At 66.9% G+C, this 18463-nt stretch carries 15 protein-coding genes; 9 read left to right on the top strand and 6 right to left on the bottom strand.

Features of this window, described 5'->3' with window-relative positions; genetic code table 11:
- The first annotated feature begins 81 nt into the window (after positions 1 to 81).
- Positions 82 to 927: an alpha/beta fold hydrolase gene (locus MTR65_RS09485; protein ID WP_243799471.1), complete on the top strand. Its 846-nt coding sequence runs from the start codon at positions 82 to 84 to the stop codon at positions 925 to 927.
- Here MTR65_RS09485 and MTR65_RS09490 read toward each other — a convergent pair.
- Both MTR65_RS09490 and MTR65_RS09495 read right to left on the bottom strand, forming a co-directional pair.
- Entirely contained in the window at positions 924 to 1940 is a 1017-nt protein-coding gene (locus MTR65_RS09490) for a nitrilase-related carbon-nitrogen hydrolase (RefSeq protein ID WP_243799474.1), read from the bottom strand. The two genes, MTR65_RS09485 and MTR65_RS09490, sit on opposite strands and share 4 nt — an antisense overlap.
- Positions 1937 to 3055 (bottom strand): LLM class flavin-dependent oxidoreductase, encoded by a 1119-nt coding sequence (locus MTR65_RS09495; protein WP_243799476.1) that lies wholly within the window; start codon positions 3053 to 3055, stop codon positions 1937 to 1939. Before MTR65_RS09495 ends, MTR65_RS09490 begins: the two co-directional genes overlap by 4 nt.
- A gap of 178 nt (positions 3056 to 3233) precedes the next feature.
- On the opposite strand from MTR65_RS09495, the gene MTR65_RS09500 reads away from it, so the two are divergent.
- The 4 genes from MTR65_RS09500 to MTR65_RS09515 all read left to right on the top strand — a co-directional run bounded on the left by MTR65_RS09500 (position 3234) and on the right by MTR65_RS09515 (position 7110).
- Positions 3234 to 4373, top strand: coding sequence for a class I SAM-dependent methyltransferase (locus MTR65_RS09500; protein WP_243799478.1), 1140 nt, complete (start codon positions 3234 to 3236; stop codon positions 4371 to 4373).
- Entirely contained in the window at positions 4370 to 4690 is a 321-nt protein-coding gene (locus MTR65_RS09505) for a hypothetical protein (RefSeq protein ID WP_226634689.1), read from the top strand. The genes MTR65_RS09500 and MTR65_RS09505 overlap by 4 nt, the downstream gene beginning before the upstream one ends.
- A gap of 147 nt (positions 4691 to 4837) precedes the next feature.
- Positions 4838 to 6169: a histidinol dehydrogenase gene (gene hisD, locus MTR65_RS09510; protein ID WP_243799481.1), complete on the top strand. Its 1332-nt coding sequence runs from the start codon at positions 4838 to 4840 to the stop codon at positions 6167 to 6169.
- A gap of 224 nt (positions 6170 to 6393) precedes the next feature.
- Positions 6394 to 7110, top strand: coding sequence for a DUF3108 domain-containing protein (locus tag MTR65_RS09515; protein WP_243799484.1), 717 nt, complete (start codon positions 6394 to 6396; stop codon positions 7108 to 7110).
- 78 nt (positions 7111 to 7188) lie between these two features.
- Here the strand turns inward: MTR65_RS09515 and MTR65_RS09520 are convergent, their stop codons facing one another.
- From MTR65_RS09520 to MTR65_RS09530, 3 genes are all read right to left on the bottom strand, one after another.
- Positions 7189 to 8652 carry an aldehyde dehydrogenase family protein gene (locus tag MTR65_RS09520; RefSeq protein WP_243799486.1) on the bottom strand — a complete coding sequence of 488 codons (1464 nt, stop codon included), beginning with the start codon at positions 8650 to 8652 and terminating at the stop codon, positions 7189 to 7191.
- A 106-nt stretch (positions 8653 to 8758) separates the two neighbouring features.
- A complete protein-coding gene (locus MTR65_RS09525; RefSeq protein WP_243799488.1) occupies positions 8759 to 9538 on the bottom strand; it encodes a maleate cis-trans isomerase family protein in 780 nt (259 codons plus the stop codon).
- Positions 9535 to 10728: an FAD-dependent oxidoreductase gene (locus tag MTR65_RS09530; protein ID WP_419145040.1), complete on the bottom strand. Its 1194-nt coding sequence runs from the start codon at positions 10726 to 10728 to the stop codon at positions 9535 to 9537. The genes MTR65_RS09525 and MTR65_RS09530 overlap by 4 nt, the downstream gene beginning before the upstream one ends.
- A 183-nt stretch (positions 10729 to 10911) precedes the next feature.
- Here MTR65_RS09530 and MTR65_RS09535 point away from each other — a divergent pair, with 183 nt between their 5' ends.
- The 4 genes from MTR65_RS09535 to MTR65_RS09550 all read left to right on the top strand — a co-directional run bounded on the left by MTR65_RS09535 (position 10912) and on the right by MTR65_RS09550 (position 16280).
- Positions 10912 to 11709 (top strand): helix-turn-helix domain-containing protein, encoded by a 798-nt coding sequence (locus MTR65_RS09535; protein WP_226634701.1) that lies wholly within the window; start codon positions 10912 to 10914, stop codon positions 11707 to 11709.
- Between the two features lie 169 nt (positions 11710 to 11878).
- Positions 11879 to 13276, top strand: coding sequence for an FAD-dependent oxidoreductase (locus MTR65_RS09540; RefSeq protein ID WP_243799493.1), 1398 nt, complete (start codon positions 11879 to 11881; stop codon positions 13274 to 13276).
- Positions 13276 to 14091 (top strand): alpha/beta fold hydrolase, encoded by an 816-nt coding sequence (locus MTR65_RS09545; RefSeq protein WP_243799495.1) that lies wholly within the window; start codon positions 13276 to 13278, stop codon positions 14089 to 14091. The genes MTR65_RS09540 and MTR65_RS09545 overlap by 1 nt, the downstream gene beginning before the upstream one ends.
- Positions 14091 to 16280, top strand: coding sequence for a xanthine dehydrogenase family protein molybdopterin-binding subunit (locus MTR65_RS09550; RefSeq protein WP_243799497.1), 2190 nt, complete (start codon positions 14091 to 14093; stop codon positions 16278 to 16280). Before MTR65_RS09545 ends, MTR65_RS09550 begins: the two co-directional genes overlap by 1 nt.
- A 113-nt stretch (positions 16281 to 16393) precedes the next feature.
- On the opposite strand, the gene MTR65_RS09555 is transcribed toward MTR65_RS09550, so the two are convergent.
- On the bottom strand, positions 16394 to 18463 hold a 2070-nt coding region (locus tag MTR65_RS09555), incomplete at its 5' end, for a TonB-dependent receptor (RefSeq protein WP_243799499.1).

The raw sequence follows: 18463 nt of genomic DNA on the forward strand, positions 1-18463 counted from the left end.
GCCTGTCAGCCCCGCGCGCGCCGCGCTATCCCGAAGCTAGCCCGGCACACCCGGGACCAGACCGGCAAGGAGAACCTGCATATGTCCTCGAATTCCCCCGCTTCGCCCGTGCGCCGTGGCTTCGTGGACGTGCCGTTTGGCCAGGTGCATTACCGCGAAGTACGCTGGGAGGGGCGCCCGCTCGTCCTCCTCCACGCCTCGCCGGGAAGTTCGCGCCAGCTGGTGCCCCTGATCGAGCAGCTGGGGACCGGGCGCCGCGTCCTCGCGCCCGACACCGCCGGGTTCGGAGACAGCTCGCCCCACCCGCTGGCCGCTCCCGATGCGCGCGATTTCGCCGCGACCACGCTGGCCGCGCTCGACGCGCTAGGGTTGGAGGAGTTCGACCTCTACGGCTCGCACACCGGCGCGTGCATCGCCGCCGAGATCGCCATCGCCCAGCCCACGCGCGTCGCCCATCTCGTGCTGGATGGTGTCGGCCTGTTCGAAGGCGCGTTCCTCGAAAGCCTGCTCGCCAATTACGCGCCCGCCTTCACGCCCGATCTTGACGGCGCGTATCTGTCGCGCGCGTTCCAGTTCCTGCGCGACCAGTGCAGCTTCTGGCCTTGGTACAACCGCACGCGCGAGGGGCGCCGCGAGGCCGGGATCATGCCCGCGCCCGCGCTCCACGCCTGGCTGCTGGAACTGCTGAAGGCGAACGAGACCTATCCGCTGGGCTACCACGCCGCCTTCACCTGGCCCGTGCGCGAGCGCCTGCCGATGGTGCCCGTCCCCACGCTGATGATGGCGGCGAGCGACGATCCGCTTGCCGCCAACACCGCCGAGCTGGCCCCCACCCTGCCGGGCGCGCGCTACGAAAGCCTGCCCGCCGCCTCCGACCCCGCCTTTGCCGCAAGGCGCCAGGCGGTGGTCGAAAGCTTCCTTGGCTAGGAGGTTGGCTCAGGCGCGGGCGCGTGATCGCGGCCCAGCGCCTGCAGCCGCTCGCGCACCTGCGTTTCGACTTCAATCATCGCCGCAAAGCCTGCCGGCGGCGCATCGCCAAAGGCGTTGGAGGGCCAGAGCGTGAGCGCGCTGCGGTCCTCCTCGATCTGGGGCAGCATCCCGGCAATCAGGTTGCCCGCCGGTTGGCTGCGCGCACGGCGCAAGCCCTCGATATCGATGGTCGAGAGGTGGAATTCCTCGCTCACCGCCGCGCCGATGGGACGTCCTTCATAATCCCAGGCCTGCGAGGGCAGCGCCCCTTGCGCAATGTTCGCCATGCCGAAGTAGACCGCGTTTTCAAAGGCGCGCACCGGGCGGCACAGCTCTGCGCCCGGACGGTTGAGGTAGTCGATCCCCTGCATCGCGGCGACCGGATTGAGGATCACTTCGGCACCTTTGAGCGCCATGGCGCGGATCGGCTCGGGCCAGTGCGGCTCGGCCCCGATGGTAACGCCCAGCCCGCCAATCGGCGTGTCAAGCACGGGCAGGAACGCCCCATGCCCGAAGGTCTCGACGAAACGGTCGTAGACGTCGACCGGGCTGGTGCGCAGCGAGAGCGAATAGTTCTTGCGGTAAGCCAGCCCAATCTCGCCCTCGGGCGTGAGCACCGCGACCGAGAAGAAATAGCGCCCCGGAAAGGCCGCGTGCTTCTCGGCGATCTGCACGGCGGCATAGACACCCGCCTTGCGCGCGGCCTCGCCCAGCCGCTCCATTTCCGGTCCCGGAAAGGTCACCGCCGCGCCCAGCCAGGCCTCGGGGCCGAGCGGGGTGTAGCCAGTCATCGCGAACTGGGGAAAGACGACAAGGCGCGCGCCGTGCTCGCCCGCCGCGCGCGCAATGGCCTCGCAGGCAATGGCGATGTTGGCGTCGAGCGCACCGTCGAGCGGCATGCCGTCCGCGCCAAAGACACTGCCCGTCGCCGGACGGCACAGCGCCATGGTGTAAGGCGCAATCCCGCTCATGCCAGCGCCGCCTTGGCCGCGGCCATCTGTGCCTTGAGTTCGGGTACGAGCTCGCGCCCGATCAGCGCGGCGTCGGTGTCCTGTTCGGGGCTGCGCAGAAGGAAGCGGGTAATGCCAAGGCGGCGGTACTCCATCAGGCTGTCGGCGACCTGCTGCGGCGTTCCGACCAGAACAGAGTTGTTGCCGCGCCCCTTGAAGGCCTTGTTGAGCCCTGTCCACAGGCACCGGTCGAGCCGGTCACCCTGCTTGGATTGCGCCAGCATGCGCTGGAAGGCGCCCGCAGCTGCCTTGTCCTCGTCCTTGTCGTGCTTGCCCATGACAATGCCGCGCTCGCCGCCCGCGATGCGCTCGGTCACCTGCTGCTCCAGCTTCATCGCGCGCTCCCAGGCCGCATCCTCGGTTTCGCCCAGAAGGATCACCATGGTCATCAGCACCTTGATGTCGCGCCCGTGGCGCGCGGCGGCCGCATGGGCCTTGCGCGCGAGGTCGCCCGCACCCTCGAAGGTGTCCCCCCCTTGCGCGTAGACGTCGGCGACCTTGCCGCACAGGTCGAGCGCCAGATCCGAGGTGCCGCCCCAGTAGACCGGCATCGCGCCGCCTTGCGGGCGCACCATCGCAAAGGCGTCGCGGTATTTGTAGAACTCACCATCGAAGTCGAAGGGCTGCTCGCTCGACCAGACCCGGCGCATGACTTCCACGTATTCCGCGGCAATGCGGTAGCGCTCTTCCTTGGTGTTGAAGGCGCCGTCGGCCTGGACTTCGCGGTCGTCGGCCCCGGCAATGACGTGGACCGCCGCGCGGCCCTCGCTCAGCCGGTCAAGCGTCGCGAGATGACGCGCGGCGTAGGTGGGCTGCACCGGCCCCGGGCGATGCGCCATCATGAAGCCGAGCTTGGAGGTCACGCCCGAGAGGTGCGCGCCGATGGCAAAGCTTTCAGGCATGACCGCAGCATTGGCAATCAACACCCGGTCATAGCCCGCCGCTTCCTGCTCCAGCGCGGCCTTGCGGATATAGGCGGGATCAAAGTCGGCCCCTTGCGGTCCACTCGCCACCGATCCGGGACGGTGGTTGACGATGCCGACGATCTCCAGATCGTCCTGAATATCCGCGTACATGGCTGCTCCCTGGCAATGGCTGAGCGCCCTTGCTGCCAGAGAGGTATCGAAATTCCAGTCGAATTATTCGACTCGATATACGCAGAATGCATAAGCACGATGCCTGCAAGATGTTCATGCCGCGAACAGCGCACGCCCCCACATTGCAGAGGGCGAACTCCTGCGCGAGACTTCCCCCATGGCCCAGAACGAAACCTTCACGGCGCGCGACTTCGCGTTCACACCCAACCACGACGAGACCGCCCGGCAGAATTTCATCGGCGGCTTCAAGAAATTCATCAATTTCGATGTCGAGGCGGCGCTCGACCGCCGCTTCGATGCGACCTTGGCCCCGGCCTACGAGGCGGAACACGGCGCTCCTCCCGCCACCCGCAAGGAGGCGGTCGCGGCGGTCGAGAACGATCCCTTGTTCCAGACCTGGTCGGCGCTCACCTTCCACAGCCAGAACCTGATGTGGGACGCGGTGCAGGACACGACCGACCGCATCATCGATGACCGCATCGAAACCTACCGCGCGCTGCGCGATGCGCGTCCGGCTGGCGGCAGCGTGACCTTGCGCGATGATCTGGTTGTTCGCGCCCCGGTCAGCACCACCGAGATCCACCGCCAGCCCGGCGGCTACTGGCGCGAGCGCCGCGCCGACGACATCGAACAGGGCCTCAACTACACCGGCACGGTCGAACTCTACCGCAGCGCCAAGGGCATGTCCGCGCGCGGCTCGCTGGAGAAGGACACGCTGGGCCAGTTCGTGGCCGAAGTCGCGCAGCGCCGCGCACCGGACCTCGTCCCCGCCCGCGTCCTCGACATGGGCTGCGGCACGGGCGAGCAGACCCACGCCTACAAGAAGCTGTGGCCCGAGGCCGAGGTCACAGGGCTGGAGTGCGCGCGCCCGCTGGTGCGCTTTGCCCATGGCACGGCCGAGGCGAACGGACTTGCCATCGACTTTGTCGAGGCCAACGCCGCGGACACCGGCCTTCCCGACGAGAGCGTCGATTTCATCACCTCGATCATCATGTTCCACGAGACGACCGCGGCGCAGACGCAGGAGATCCTCAAGGAATGCTGGCGCCTGCTGAAGCCCGGTGGCCTCGTCCTGCATCTCGACGTGCCCTACCACGCGCACCGCATCCCGCTCATCAAGCAGGCCACCAACGACTGGCAGGTGCGCCACAACGGCGAGCCGTTCTGGACCGGCTTCGTCGAGCTCGACATGATGGCCGAACTGACCCGCGCCGGGTTCGATCCCGACCACGCCTTTGCCGACTACGAAAGCGCGGGCGCCGCCACCTATTTCTTCTTCGGAGGGCGCAAGCCATGACCACCCCGGCAGATACCCCGGCACAGGACGCATTTCCCGCAGGCCCCAAGCCCGGCGACCGCACCGTCACTTTCCTGGAAAACCCCATCGTCGACCAGATGCTGCGCGCGATGGTGACGCTGACGATGGAACTTTCGGTCACGCGTGAACGCATGCGCGCGATGGAACAGGTGCTGGAAGCACAGGGCCTTGCCGTGGCCAGCGGGATCGAGGACCTGACGCTCTCGCCCGAGGAGGACGATGCCCGCCGCGCGATGCGCGAAAAGCTCATCGCGGACGTGCTCGGCCCGATCATCGAGCGACTGGAGAAGGCCTGAGCCTTCCCCCGCGCCCGCCCCTGCGACGCCGGGAACGGTCCATCTTTTCGCGATATGGACATCTGCGCCACGCAGCGTTCCCGCAAGGCGCACGCCGCGCCAAGTCGGCCTCATCCAATACGACACATGACGAAGGGTAGAGTGAAGATGGCGCAGTATCTGAAGCGCGGCGCAAGCGCCGAGACGAAGGCCGATGCCGACCGCAAGGTGCGCGATATCGTCGAAGCCGCGCTGGCCGACATCGAACAGCGCGGCGATGCGGCCGTGCGCGACATGTCGATCCGCTTCGATGGCTGGGACCGCGAGGACTATCGCCTGACCGACGCCGAGATCGAAGCCTGCGTCGACAGCCTGACCCCGCAGGAGCGCAAGGACATCGAGTTCGCGCAGACGCAGGTGCGCAACTTCGCGCAGGTCCAGCGCGCCTCGATGAAGGACGTCGAAGTCGAGACGCTTCCCGGCGTTGTCCTGGGCCACAAGAACATTCCGCTGAACTCGGCCGGGTGCTACGTGCCGGGCGGCAAGTACCCGCTGCTGGCCGGCGCGCACATGTCGGTAATCACCGCCAAGGTTGCAGGCGTAAAGCGCGTTGTCACCTGCGCCCCGCCGTTCCAGGGCCGCCCGGCCCGCGCCATCGTCGCCGCACAGGCGCTCGCCGGGGCCGACGTGATCTATGCCCTGGGCGGTATCCAGGCGGTGGGCGCCATGGCGATTGGCACGGCCTCGATCGATCCGGTCGACATTCTGGTCGGCCCGGGCAACGCCTTCGTCGCCGAAGCCAAGCGCCAGCTGTTCGGACGCGTGGGCATCGACCTTTTCGCAGGGCCGACCGAGACGCTGATCATCGCCGATGAGGTGGGCTGCGATCCCGAGATCGCCGCGACCGACATCCTGGGCCAGGTCGAACACGGCCCCGACAGCCCCGGCGTCCTCCTTACCAATTCGGAAAAGTTCGCACGCGAGACCATGGCCGAGATCGAGCGCCTGCTCCAGATCCTGCCCACCGCCGACCATGCCCGCAAGGCCTGGGAGACCTTCGGCGAGGTCATCGTCGCCGACAGCACCGAGGAAATGGTCGCAATCGCCGACGACATTGCCTCCGAGCACGTCCAGGTCATGACCGCCGATCCGCAGTACTTCCTCGACAACATGACCAACTACGGCGCGCTGTTCCTGGGCAGCCGCACCAATGTCAGCTTCGGCGACAAGGTCATCGGCACCAACCATACCCTGCCCACCAAGAAGGCCGCGCGCTACACCGGTGGCCTGTGGGTCGGCAAGTTCCTGAAGACCTGCACCTACCAGCGCATCGAGACCGACGAGGCCTCCGCGCTGATCGGCGACTACTGCTCGCGCCTGTGCGCGCTCGAAGGCTTTGCCGGGCACGGCGAACAGGCCAACATCCGCGTGCGCCGCTTTGGCGGACGCGATGTGCCCTACGCCGGCCAGACCGAACCGACGAGCGAAACGGCGGCCTGAAGTCAGAAGACAGGATTCCGAGGGCTATCGCCCTCGGAATCCCCGAACTGTCGACCGCACCTTTCTCACGCCACTCTGACCGAGAAAGGTGAGGTTGCCCATTTGGGGGTCAAGGGGCGATGGCCCCTTGAAATTGGCTTCCTGCTTGCCTCCTTTCCTTCGCCGCGTGAACATCGGTGCGCTGCAGAATTGATCGCCATGCCCTTGCGCGATCTGTTGGGCCCATGCCCTTCACACGCATCACCGGCTCGTACGTCACCCACCCCCTCGATGCGCCCGAGCGCACGGCGGACTGGGAGGACTTCATCCTCACCTGCAACCCGGACGGGTCGCGCACGGCGATGACGCTCTCGCGCTTTCCGGGCAATTCCATCGTGCGCCAGGTCATGCAGACGGTGGAGGCCGACTTCACTCCGCGCGACGGTTTTGCGCGCCTTTACGCCGATGGCCGTTACGCCGGATCGGTGGTGCGCCAGGTCACAGACGGCGAAGTGACCTCCGTCGTGCTTGGTCCTGACGGCGCGCCCATCGACGTCTCCGCCTTTCCCTTCGAGGCCGCGCGCGAGGTGCTGGGCTATCACCCGACCGCCGCGGAAGGCTGGAAGCTGATGAAGCTCGACCGCAGCGTGCCGGGCATCCAGACCATCGAGCTGCTCACAACCTCGCTCACCTGGAACGGGGGCACGATGGGCCATGGCCGCAAGGTCGAGATGCCGGTCGAGTATCTGGGCGAGGAGGACATGCACGTGCCCGCAGGCACCTTCGCGTGCCACCGCTTCCTGTGGCGCACGGGCGACATCGACGGCGACCTCGACATCTGGGTCACCCGCAAGGACGCGCTGATGGTGCGCATGAACGGCTATGCCAAGGGCCATGCCTATGTGCTGGCGCGCTATGAGGAAACGGTCTTTCCCGACACCAACGAATTCGGCGACTACTGAGCCACCCGAACGAGAAGGGCCGCGCCCGCACCTTCGCAAAGGTACAGGCGCGGCCCTTTTTCTTGCGTCTCTTGCGGATCAGGCGCCGAGACGGCGGATCGGCGTATCCTCCAGCGGGATCGAGGTGGTCTTGGCCTCGGTGAAGAAGTCCGCGCAGTGGCGCGCCCCGTCGCGGCCAATGCCCGATTCCTTGTACCCGCCAAACGGCGCGCGCAATTCGCGCATCATCGGCGTGTTGACCCAGATCGTGCCCGCGCGGATGCGCGCGCTGCAGGCCATGGCCGTCGCCAGATCGCGCGTCCAGACATAGGAGACGAGGCCGAAGTCGGAGGCATTGGCCATCGCGATGGCCTCATCGAGGTCGGAATAGGTGAGGAAGGTCGCGAAGGGCCCGAAGATCTCCTCCTGGCAGATCCGCGCCGCATTGCTGGGCGCGCGCGCGACGATGGGCTCCATGAACCAGCCTTGCTCACGGCCTTCGGGAGCGGTGCCGCCGTGCAGGATCTCGGCCCCATCCTCACGCGCCACGTCCAGGTAATGCTGCACGTGCGCGCGGTGCGCCTCGAAGGCGAGCGGGCCCATCTCGGTCGCCGGATCGCACGGGTCGCCGATGCGGATGGCCTTGGCGCGCGCGACGAAGGCGGCGATGAATTCCTCGGCAATGGATTCGTGGACGAGGATGCGCGAGCCGCCCAGGCACTGCTGGCCGTTGCTGGCGTAGATGGCGAGCAGCGTGCCGTCGAGCGCGCGTTCCAGGTCCGCATCGGGCGCGACGATGGCGGCCGACTTGCCGCCCAGTTCCATCGTCACAGGGGTCAGGCGCTCGCCTGCCGCGGCCATGATCCGCCGCCCGGTGGTGGTGCCGCCGGTAAAGCCGATCATGTCGATGTCGGGGTGGGTGGTGAGCGCTTCCCCTGTCACGCTGCCCCGGCCGTTGACGACATTGACGACGCCCTTGGGAAGACCCGCCTCGTGCATCAGTTCGACCATGCGCAGGGTCGACTGGGGCGTGTATTCGGACGGCTTCAGCACACAGGTGTTGCCAAAGGCGATGCAGGTCGCCAGCCGCATCGAGCCCAGCGCCAGCGGCGCGTTCCACGGCGCGATGAGCGCGGCGACGCCCTTGGCTTCGCGGGTGGTGTAGGTGAGGTACTTCTCGTTCTGCTGGAAGGTCTCGCCCGCCATCATGCTGGCGACCTCGGCAAAGCGCTTGAAGTTCTCGGCGGCGCGGTCGATCAGCGGGCGCACGCCCGAAATCGGGAGGCCCGAGGTGCGCGCTTCCAGTTCGGCAAGTTCATCGCCGTGCGCGCGCAGCTTGGCGTCAATGGCCTGGAGCACATTGCTGCGCGCCTCGCTGCCAAGCGCGCTCCACGGCCCGAACGCCGCGCGCGCGGCCTTGACCGCCGCATCGACTTCGGCCGCATCGGCCTCGCGCAGCGCGCTCGCCTGCGCCCCGCTCGTCGGATCGAAGACAGGAAGCTCGAAGCCGTCCCCGGCCGGAAGGAAGGCGCCGTCAATGAAGCTGGTGGCGGTCGTGGTCATGGCTCGAAGGTCTCGACGTCTAGCGGGAAAGAAACAAGGCAGGTGTGGCAAGGCCCTGCACAGGCGGCACGACTATGCCTTCCGCGCAGGACCTCGCCGGGAGCGATCAGAATTCGCTCATCAGGCGGCCAAAGCCCATCAGGCGGTCCTGAATGCCATTGGCGCGCAGCGCGTGCCAGTAGGTTGCGGTGTTGATCGCGATGACCGGCTTGCCCAGATACAGCTCGGCCGCCGCCGCCGCGCGGATGCCTGAAATGTTGGTGCCGACCTGGATCAGAGCGTCCACGTCATCCCCGTCGAGCGCCTTGAAGGTGTCGATGGTGCGGCGCTCCTCGACTTCGGCGATGGCGAGCCAGGAGGGGCACTGCAGCGGAATGTCGCGCACGGTCTCGTAGCCGTGGTCGGACAGGAAGTTCTTCACTTCGGCATTGGCGGTCGGGAAGTAGGGCGAGAAGAAAGCAACCTTCTTGATCCCCGGCCCATAGGCCTTGAGCGCAGCCACGACCGAATCCGCGCCGGTCGAAACGCCCAGCCCCGAAATCTCCTCGACATTGCGGCGCCACTTGTCGGCCCCTTCCGCCCCGCCAAAGAAGGTCACCGCCGACATGCCCATGACGAGGTAATCAGGGGCGCAGGTGAGCACGCCCTTGACCGCGTCCACGGTGTTGTCGCTGATCTCCCAGGCGCCTGCCATGAAGGTCTCGTTGGAGACCGCCTTGGCGTTGTCGACGACGATGCGGCTGTAGTGGTTGGTGACACCGGGCACGCGCAGGTCGTCGAAATCGGGCTGGACGCTGGTGTTGGTCGAGGGGCCCAGGACACCGAACTTGCGACGGAAGCCCAGCTGGTCGCGGTTCACGCGTCCGGGTACAGTATCGATGCTCATGCAATTTTCTCCGCGTCGGCCAGACTTTGGAACATGGCCTGTTTCAGAAGGTATTCGCGGCGCTTGACCGGATCGTTGGCGATCCCGGCCATGCGTGCGAGGCGGGCGGCGTGGGCCTCTCCCGGAGCGTGCTCCATGAAGGCCTTGTTCTCGATCGACTGGGCCTGGATGAAGGCCTTGGTGATCCCGCGGCGCTGGCGGTCGAACAGCGCAAGCTGTTCGCTATCGCCATCCTGGCGCAGCACGCTCCACAACTTGTCGGCCAGGTTCCAGACATCGTGGATGCCCGAATTCATGCCGAAACCGCCGAGCGGGTTGTTGATGTGCGCGGCATCGCCGACCAGCAGCATGCGCCCCTTGTGGAAGAGCGAGGCGACGCGCTGGTGCACGCGGTAGATCTTGCGGAATGTCGTCTCCACAGGCGTACCGGGGACAATCCGCGCGAAGATGTCGGCAATCGCCTCATCGCGCAGCAACTCCTCGTCGCTGACGGCCTTGTCGCCGGGAACCAGGATGCGCCAGAGCCCGGGCACGGCCAGCAGCACGAGCCATTCCTCGGGATCGGCGATGTAGTTGACGAGCGCGATGTCGCGCATGGTCTCCTCGATCGGGTGCGCGGTCGAGACGCTGACGAACTTCTCCTCGTAGGTGAAGCCTTCGAAGTCGACGCCCATCAGCTTGCGCACGGTCGAATGCGATCCGTCCGCCCCGACGAGGAACTTCGCGCGCACCTCTTCGGTGCGCCCGTCCTTCTCCAGTGTCGCGACCACCCCTTCCGCGTCCTCGTGCGCGGAAATGAGCTTCGTGCCAAAACGCATCTCGGCGTTCGCCATGCTCGGCAGGGTCTGCGTCAGGAGCCCGGCCATGTGGTGCTGCGGGCACTGGAGACGGAAGGGAAAGCGCGCGACATCGGCCACTTCGCCAAGGTCGAAGTCATAGTGCTCGCCCGAGCGGCGGTCGCGCCACTGGTAGACCGGCGCCTTCAGGCCCTTGGCAATGAGCGGCTCGGCGGCGTCGACCGCGTCGAGCATTTCCAGCGTGGCGGCGTGGATCGTGGAGGCGCGAAGATCGCTCGCGAAGCTCTCGGTCTGCTCGCAGCACAGGACATCGATCCCCATGCTGGCAAGACGCACCGCGCCAATCGCGCCCACCGGTCCACCACCGGCAATCAGAACTTCGGTCTCCCGCACGCACATCCCCTGTCGTCACGTATCTCGCTTTTCGAGCCCCGGGGATGCGGGTCGGGCCTGCGTGATGCCAGCTTCGGGAAATGCGATGTTCGTGAAATGAACAATTCGGCTTGCATGTCTCGCCCGAAACACGACAAGATGTCCTCCATTCCAGAACAATAAAACCTGAAAACCGAGAAGCCATTGACCGCCGATTCATCCATACGCGTGATTGGACGCGCGCTCGAAATCCTGCGCGTCATCAATCTGAAGGGCTCGCCCAGTCTCTCCGAAATCCAGCGTTCGGTGGACCTGCCCTATCCCACCGTGCTGCGGCTCGTGCGCGCGCTCGTGGAGGAGGGCGTGGTCGAGCGCGAACCCTCGCGCAAGCGCTACCGCCCGACCCCGCTGGTCCAGGCGCTGTCCTATGGTTTCCAGGGCCACGACGCGCTCGTCACCGCCGCGCGCCCGCACATCGAGGCGCTGACCGGCATCGTGCACTGGCCGATCAGCGTGGTCACCCGCATGGGCAACATGATGGTCGTGCGCGATTCCACCAGCACCCAGACCCCGCTGACCTTCAACCACTATTACCCCGGCTGGCAGGTGCCCCTGATCCAGTCGGCCTCGGGGCGGGCCTATCTGGCGCACGCCACGCCCGATTCGCGCGCCTCGCTGATCCGCCACGTGGAAGCGACCGGCTCGGAAGGCGACGTGCAGATGCTGCGCGTCTTCGAGAACAGCGGCGAGGCCGAGAAGATCCGCAAGCAGGGCTATGTCGCGATCTCGCGCACCGCCTATTCGGCCAATCCGGGCCGCACCTCCTCCTTCGCGGTGCCCATCTTCGAGGGCGAGAAGCTGCTCGGCGCGCTGACGCTGGTGTTCTTCGCCACGGCCATGACGGTCGAGGATGCGCTGGCCAAGTATCTTGACCCGGTGCTCCAGACCGCGCGGCGCATCGGCGAGGACATGGGGCGCAGCGTCCCGGCGGGCACCGCCTGATCCGCGCCCTCGCGCGCCACTTTCATCTCCGCCGGGTCGAGCACGCGGACGGAAAAATGTTCGCGCCGCGATCATCGAGGTCTCACGGCTCGCCGTCGGGCACCGGCCACGTCAGTCTTTGCTCCAAGCCAACAAGGCACCAAATCCAGGCTCGAGAAGCGGAGACAACATGACGGACGGGTTCGATATCATCGTGGTCGGGGCAGGCACGGCCGGCGTTCCTGCAGCGGCAGCGGCCGCCGCGCGCGGGCTCAAGGTCGCGCTGGTGGAAGCTGCGGACGACATCGGTGGCACGCTGGTCCTCTCGGGCGGCTCGATCAGCGCGGCGGGCACGGCGATGCAGCGCGCCGCAGGCGTGGCCGACGATGCCGACACCCACTTTGCCGACGCCATGCGCATCAACCACGGTACGGGCGACCACGTGCTGCTGCGCGACTGGATCGAGCGCGCGCCCGAAGCCATCGACTGGCTGCTGGAATCGGGCTGGACCTGCACCCCCTTCGAGCCCGTCTTCGCGCCCGAGCATGACCTCTACACGACGCCGCGCACCTACCGCAGCACCGAGCAGGGCTTCTCGCTGATCAAGGCCTACCGCAACGCGATTGCACCTGCCATTGCGGCCGGGAACCTGGAGCTCTTCCTCGAAACCCGGGTCGAGGACGTGATCGTCGAAGACGGCGTCGCCAAGGGCGTTGTCGCCACCCACAAGGGCGAAGAAATTCGCCTCAAAGCCAAGGCCGTGGTGCTCACCACCGGCGGCTTTGGCGGCAGCAAGGAGCTGTGGCAGGAGATCCACGGCGTGGTGCCGCTGCGCTACCACATCGACACCGTGGTCGGTGACGGCCTCAAGCTGGCCCGCAAGGCAGGCGGTACGAGCTGGTTCGAGGATACCCTGCTCCCGTCCTTTGGCGGCACGCGCGACCTTGGCGCTCCGGCGGCCGCCTGGGTCCACACCGTGATCGTGCCCAGCGTGCGCCAGCCCTGGGAAGTCTACGTCAACGCCGAGGGCGAGCGCTTCATGCCCGAGGACGAACCCATCATCGATTCGCGCGAACGCGCCATCATGCGCCAGTCCGACTGGTCGTTCTGGGTCATCTACGACGAGGCCATCCGCAATGAGGCCCCGCCGCTCTTCAAGTGGGAGCCGGAAAAGCTCGAACAGCTCTTCGAAGGCTTTGACGAAGACTACGTGCGCGCCGATAGTCTGGAAGAGCTGGCCACGCGCTGCAAGCTGCCGGTCGGCACCTTCACCCAGACCATCGACACCTACAACCGCGGCCAGAAGGTCGGCTCGGACATGTTCAAGCGCCAGCACCTGCCCGCCCCGATCGCAAATGGCCCGTTCTACGCGGTGCGCCACTACGGCTATTCGATCACCTGCTACCCGGGCATCAAGGTCGACCATGACCTGCGCGTCACCGGCGCGAACGGCGAGGCCATCGAGGGTCTCTACGCGGCGGGCGAGGCCATCGGCATCGGCTTCCTCGGCCATTCGTTCCTGAGCGGCGCCATCGTCTCGAGCGCGGTCACCTTCGGCCGCAAGCTCGGCCAGACGCTGCTCGCCTGATGGCTGCGGGCAGCGCCGAAGTCTCCCCGCGCCGGGGCTATGTCGACGGCCCCTTCGGGCAGATCCACTACCGCCGTACCGGCACGGGCCGCCCGCTCGTGCTGGTGCACCAGGCGGCGATGGACAGCCGCCAGTTCGCGGCGGTCTATGGCCTCCTCGCCGAGGCGGGGTTCGATGCCATCGGCATCGACCTGCCCGGCTTTGGCAACTCGGACTGCCCGCCCTTCCCGCCGCGCGTCGAGGACCTTGCGGCCAGCATCGTCGCGGCCATCGACGCGCTCGGGCTCGAAAGCTTCGACATCGCCGGGCACCACACCGGCGCCATGGTCGCAACCGAAGTGGCTCTGGCGCTGCCCGAACGGGTCCAGCGCCTGGTCCTCAACGGCCCGATGCCGCTGACCGACGCCGAGCGCAGCGCCTTCTTCGCCGACAAGCATCTGCGCGAAAAGGAAATCGTGCCCAAGCCCGGCGGCCAGCATTTCGCCGAGTTCGCCGCGATCCGCGAACGTCTCGTGGCAGGCAGCCTTCCTCTCGAGACCGTCAACAGCTACGTCCTTCAGGCCATGGGGGCCCCCTCGCCGTTCTGGTACGGACATAACGCGGGCTTCCAGTACCGCCACGAGGACAGCCTGCCACGGCTTGCCTGCCCCACGCTGATCCTCACCAACACCGGCGACCAGATCTACGCGCACGCCCAGCGCGCCCGCGCCCTGCGCCCGGACATGGCCTATGCCGAACTGGAGGGCGGCGGCGTCGATATCATCGACCAGCAGCCCGAAGCCTGGACGAAGACCCTGACGGAGTTCCTCACCTGATGCGACACGAACCGGACACCTCCTCGCCCGCGGCCCGCGGGGGCCTGGATCGCCGCCGGTTCGTCTCGCTCTCGGCCTCGGCCCTTGTCTTGGGGCTCATGGCCCCGAAGCTGGCGCGCGGCGCGACGCCCGACGGCGCGCAAAGTGCCGCGAGGGCGCAAGAGGACGCCCCCCACCTGGCCAGCCCGTTCCTGAGCATCGATGCACAGGGCACCGTCACTGTCTATGCCAAGCACCTCGACATGGGTCAGGGCATCTGGACAGGGCTTGCCACGATCCTTGCCGAGGAACTGGACGCCAACTGGGAGCAGGTGCGCGTGGAAGGCGCGCCCGCGCGCCTGCCCGACTATGTCCACCTCGACTACGGCGCGCAGACCACCGGCGGCTCTACTTCCATCGCGCAAAGCTGGCAGCAGCTTCGCGAAGCCGGGGCGAACGCGCGCGCCATGCTCGTCGCCGCCGCCGCCGCGCGCTGGCAGGTACCCGCAGCCGACATCACGGTCGCACAAGGCGTCGTTCGCGCTGGAGAGCGCAGCGCCCATTTCGGCGAGCTCGCAGCCGAAGCCGGAGCCCAGGACGTGCCCGAGGCCAGCCCCAAGCCGCGCAGCGCCTACAGCCTCGTCGGCCAGCGCGCGCTGGGTGCGCTCGATGCCCGCGCCAAGTCGACCGGGCGCCAGCTCTACGCCATCGACGGGGGCTGGCCCGGCCTCAAGGTCGCGCTACTGGCGCGCCCGCCGCGCCTTGGTGCCAGAATTGCGCGCTTCGATGCCAGCGCGGCAAAGGTCATGTCCGGAGTGCGCGCGGTCGTTGAAATTCCAGGTGGCCTTGCCGTTGTCGCGGACGGCACCTGGCAGGCGATGAAGGCGCGCGACGCGCTCGACATCACCTGGGACGAAAGCGCGGCCAGCACCACCAGTTCGCAAGGCTACCTCGACACCCTCGCCGAAGCGATGGACAGCGCCGAGCCCGAATTCAGCGAGGAGCGCGGCAACAGTGCAGCGGCTTTTGGCGAAGCCGCGCAGGTCCTCGAGGCCGAGTTCACCTTCCCCTACCTCGCCCACGCGCCGATGGAGCCGCTGACCTCGATGGGGCGGATCGAGGACGGGGAATGCTTCCTGCGCGCCGGGTTCCAGTCGCAGACGATCAACCAGCAGGCCGCCGCCGAGATCCTGGGCCTTCCCACCGAGAAGGTCCATCTCGAGACGATTGCCGCAGGCGGCAGCTTCGGGCGGCGCGCGGCGGCGGATTCGGACTGGATCTGTGAACTGGCGCAGGTGCTCAAGGCGACGCAAGGGCGCTGGCCGATCAAGCTGATGCGCACGCGCGAGGACGAGATGGCCGCCATGCGCTACCGTCCGCAGGCGCTCCACCGCCTGCGTGCCGCGCTCGATGACACCGGGCGCCCCACCGCCATCGAGCACGGCATCGGCGGCGAAGGCGTGTTTCCGCACCTCCTCAAGATCGCCCCCGAGGTTCACCGCTTCAGCGTGATCCTGGGCAATGCCTTTGAGCAGTACGATTTTCCGGCGGGCCGTCTCGACTGGTGGCGCGCCGATCTCGACATTCCGGTGGAGACCTACAGGGGCATTGCCAACAACCATACCGCGCCCGCCAAGGAGATCTTCGTCGACCGCCTTGCCCGCGCGGCAAAGGCCGATCCGGTTGCCTTTCGCCTTGGCCTTCTTGCCGAACGTCCGCGCGCGGCCGGCGTCCTGCGCCGCGCGGCCGCCATGGTGGACTGGGATAGCCCTGCCCCCAAGGGCATCACCCGGGGCGTCGCAGTGCAGTTTGCCGATGAGACCCACATTGCCCAGATCGCCGAAGTCTCCGGCACGCCCGAGGACTACCGCATCGAGAGGATCGTGTGCGCGGTGGACCTCGGCCTTGCCATCAACCCCGACATCGTGCGCGCGCAGATCGAGGGCGGCATCGCCTTTGCGCTCTCCAACACCTTTGTCAGCGAACTGACCGTGGAGAACGGCGCAGCCGTGCAGTCGAACTTCCACGACTACCCGATCCAGGGCATGTACGGCATGCCGCGCCGGATCGAGGTGGCCATCGTGGACAGCGAGGAGGCCCCGACCGGCATCGGCGAACCGGGCTCTCTGCTCGCCGGCGCCGCCGTCATCAACGCGCTCGAACGCATGGGCGCCAAGCCTGTGACATCGTTCCCCTACCGCCCGGTCTGACCCGTAGGGAAGCCCCACGAAAGCGCCCACGAAAAACCCCGGCGGTGTGCACACCGCCGGGGTTTTTCGTGGGACAGTCCAGGGAGGGAGCCGAGGCCCCCTCCCCTCGCGCATCAGAAGTCGTAGCGGACGCGGAAGCCCCAGGTGCGCAGCTGGGGCAGGCCCACCACCATCGTGTCGTAGGTGGCAAAGCTCTGCGCCGGGTTCGCCAGTTCCCAGTTGGGCTGCACGCTGGTGTAGGTCTTGTTGTTGAAGGCGTTGGTGACAAAGCCCTCAAAGCTGAGACCGTCCGAGCGCATGCCCAGGCGGAAGTTGACGACCGCGGCATCGTCGGTCTTCGCGTAGTTGCCTTCGCTGGCGTAAACGCCCGACTTGTAGGTGAACTCACCCCGGCCATAGACCGAATAGTCGCCCATCGACGGCACCGGCACGGCGTATTCCGCCCAGCCCTGCAGCGAGTACTTCGAGGTGAACGGCAGGCGGTTGCCCGTCGCGTCCCCGTCGCCGGTCATCGTCTGGCAAAAGGCGCACGAGCCGCGCTTGATCGTGCTGTCGTTGATCGCACCAGCCAGGAACATCGTCAGCTCGTCGGTCGGACGCGCGGTCATCTCCAGCTCGAGCCCCTTGAGGTCGACGCGGCCCTGGTTGGTGAAGACCGAGACATAGAGCGGCGTGTCGTTCGCGCGCGGGATGAGCAGCGTCGTCTCGGTGATCTTGTCGGACCAGATGTCGTAATAGACATCGCCGGCAAAAATCAGGCGGCCATTGAACAGGCTGCCCTTGAAGCCCGCCTCGAAGTTGTCGAGGATTTCCGGCTTCACGCCGTGGGTGACGCCCTGCGCCTCGAGGTCCGCGGCGTACTCGGGCGGAACCGAAAGCAGCGGGTCGATGCCCAGCCCCGGGTTCACGCCGCGCGAATAGGTCGCATAGAGCATGAGGTCCGGGTTGGGCTTGTACTGGACGCTGATGCGCGGGAGGAAGTTATTGTAGGTCTTCTCGTAGCCGATCACGTCGGTCGCGCCGTCGCGGCTCATGATCTTGTCGGACTGGTAGCGCCCGTCGAGGTCGATCGTGATCGTGTCGGTCAGGTCATAGGACAGGCCGAAGAAACCACCCCAGGTCTCGTTCTCGCTGGTCGAGGAAAAGTCCGAGGAGAGCCCGCTGAAGAAGTAGAGCTGCGCGTAGCCTTCATAGCCCTTGGCCCACAGGTAGCTGCCGCCGGCCATCCAGCGCAGGCGCGCATCGGGATCGGAGGAGACCCGGAATTCCTGCGAGAAGTCCTTCTGGCGGTGCTGGATGGTGAACGGCCAGTCGGTGTTCTCCATCGCGAACTCGCCGTTCGTGAAGGTGTTCTCGTACGGCGAGGCAACGCCCGTGATGGGGTAGAGAACGGTCCAGGAATTGCGGTTGAGCCCGGTCATGCTGGTCAGGCTGATGCCGCTGTCGGTGACGTATTCGACCGTCGCGCTGAAGTGGTTGCTGTCGCGCACCATGCCGTAATGGTCGATGTTCTCGTCCTGCGACATGATCGGCGAATAGTTGGCGAACATCTCCCGGAGGCCCGGCGTGATCTCGGTGTTGGCGCTCGGCTGGCCGGGTAAGAGGTCGGGCAGCTGGCCGCAGAAGAAGGGATTGCCGCCGATCTCGCAGTTGGCCTGCTCGGGCAGCAGCACGCCGGTCGCGCCTGCGCCGTCATCGTCGTGCGCGATCATGCCGAAGAGCTTGACCGAGAGATTGTCGGTCGGCGTGAAATCGAGCTGGAGCGAGCCGCTGCGGGTCGACTGGTCGCCCAGCATTTCGCCCGGCATCGCGTTGTTCTTCCACGAACCGTCGCGGGTGAAGTAGCGCCCGCTTGCCCGGAACGAGAGCACGCCCGGAACGATCGGACCGCCCACCGCGCCGCGCAGGTCGAGGTAGTCGCGCGAGCCGCCAAGGGCGCTCACGTAGCCGGTGAAGTAGTCGGTCGGCTGCGCGGTCACCATGTTGATCGCGCCGGCAAAGGTCTGGCGGCCGAAGTAGGCGCTCTGCGGGCCCTTGAGCACTTCGACATGGTCGAAATCGAAGATGCCCGTCACGGTGCCATCGGAAATGGGCACGCCGTTGATGAAGGTCGAGCTTGTCCGGTTGCCACGGCTGGGTGCCATGCCGCGAATGATCAGCGCGGTCTGGCTGCGGTCCGAACG

Source organism: Novosphingobium mangrovi (genome assembly GCF_022818885.1).
Lineage (GTDB): Bacteria > Pseudomonadota > Alphaproteobacteria > Sphingomonadales > Sphingomonadaceae > Novosphingobium > Novosphingobium mangrovi.

Excerpts from the sequence above, each read along its gene's own strand:
- MTR65_RS09545 (WP_243799495.1), top strand. The coding sequence starts at position 13,276 with ATGGCTGCGGGCAGCGCCGAAGTCTCCCCGCGCCGGGGCTATGTCGAC.
- MTR65_RS09520 (WP_243799486.1), bottom strand. The coding sequence starts at position 8,652 with ATGACCACGACCGCCACCAGCTTCATTGACGGCGCCTTCCTTCCGGCC.
- MTR65_RS09525 (WP_243799488.1), bottom strand. The coding sequence starts at position 9,538 with ATGAGCATCGATACTGTACCCGGACGCGTGAACCGCGACCAGCTGGGC.
- MTR65_RS09500 (WP_243799478.1), top strand. The coding sequence starts at position 3,234 with ATGGCCCAGAACGAAACCTTCACGGCGCGCGACTTCGCGTTCACACCC.
- MTR65_RS09485 (WP_243799471.1), top strand. The coding sequence starts at position 82 with ATGTCCTCGAATTCCCCCGCTTCGCCCGTGCGCCGTGGCTTCGTGGAC.
- hisD (WP_243799481.1), top strand. The coding sequence starts at position 4,838 with ATGGCGCAGTATCTGAAGCGCGGCGCAAGCGCCGAGACGAAGGCCGAT.
- MTR65_RS09540 (WP_243799493.1), top strand. The coding sequence starts at position 11,879 with ATGACGGACGGGTTCGATATCATCGTGGTCGGGGCAGGCACGGCCGGC.
- MTR65_RS09550 (WP_243799497.1), top strand. The coding sequence starts at position 14,091 with ATGCGACACGAACCGGACACCTCCTCGCCCGCGGCCCGCGGGGGCCTG.
- MTR65_RS09515 (WP_243799484.1), top strand. The coding sequence starts at position 6,394 with ATGCCCTTCACACGCATCACCGGCTCGTACGTCACCCACCCCCTCGAT.
- MTR65_RS09505 (WP_226634689.1), top strand. The coding sequence starts at position 4,370 with ATGACCACCCCGGCAGATACCCCGGCACAGGACGCATTTCCCGCAGGC.
- MTR65_RS09490 (WP_243799474.1), bottom strand. The coding sequence starts at position 1,940 with ATGAGCGGGATTGCGCCTTACACCATGGCGCTGTGCCGTCCGGCGACG.
- MTR65_RS09495 (WP_243799476.1), bottom strand. The coding sequence starts at position 3,055 with ATGTACGCGGATATTCAGGACGATCTGGAGATCGTCGGCATCGTCAAC.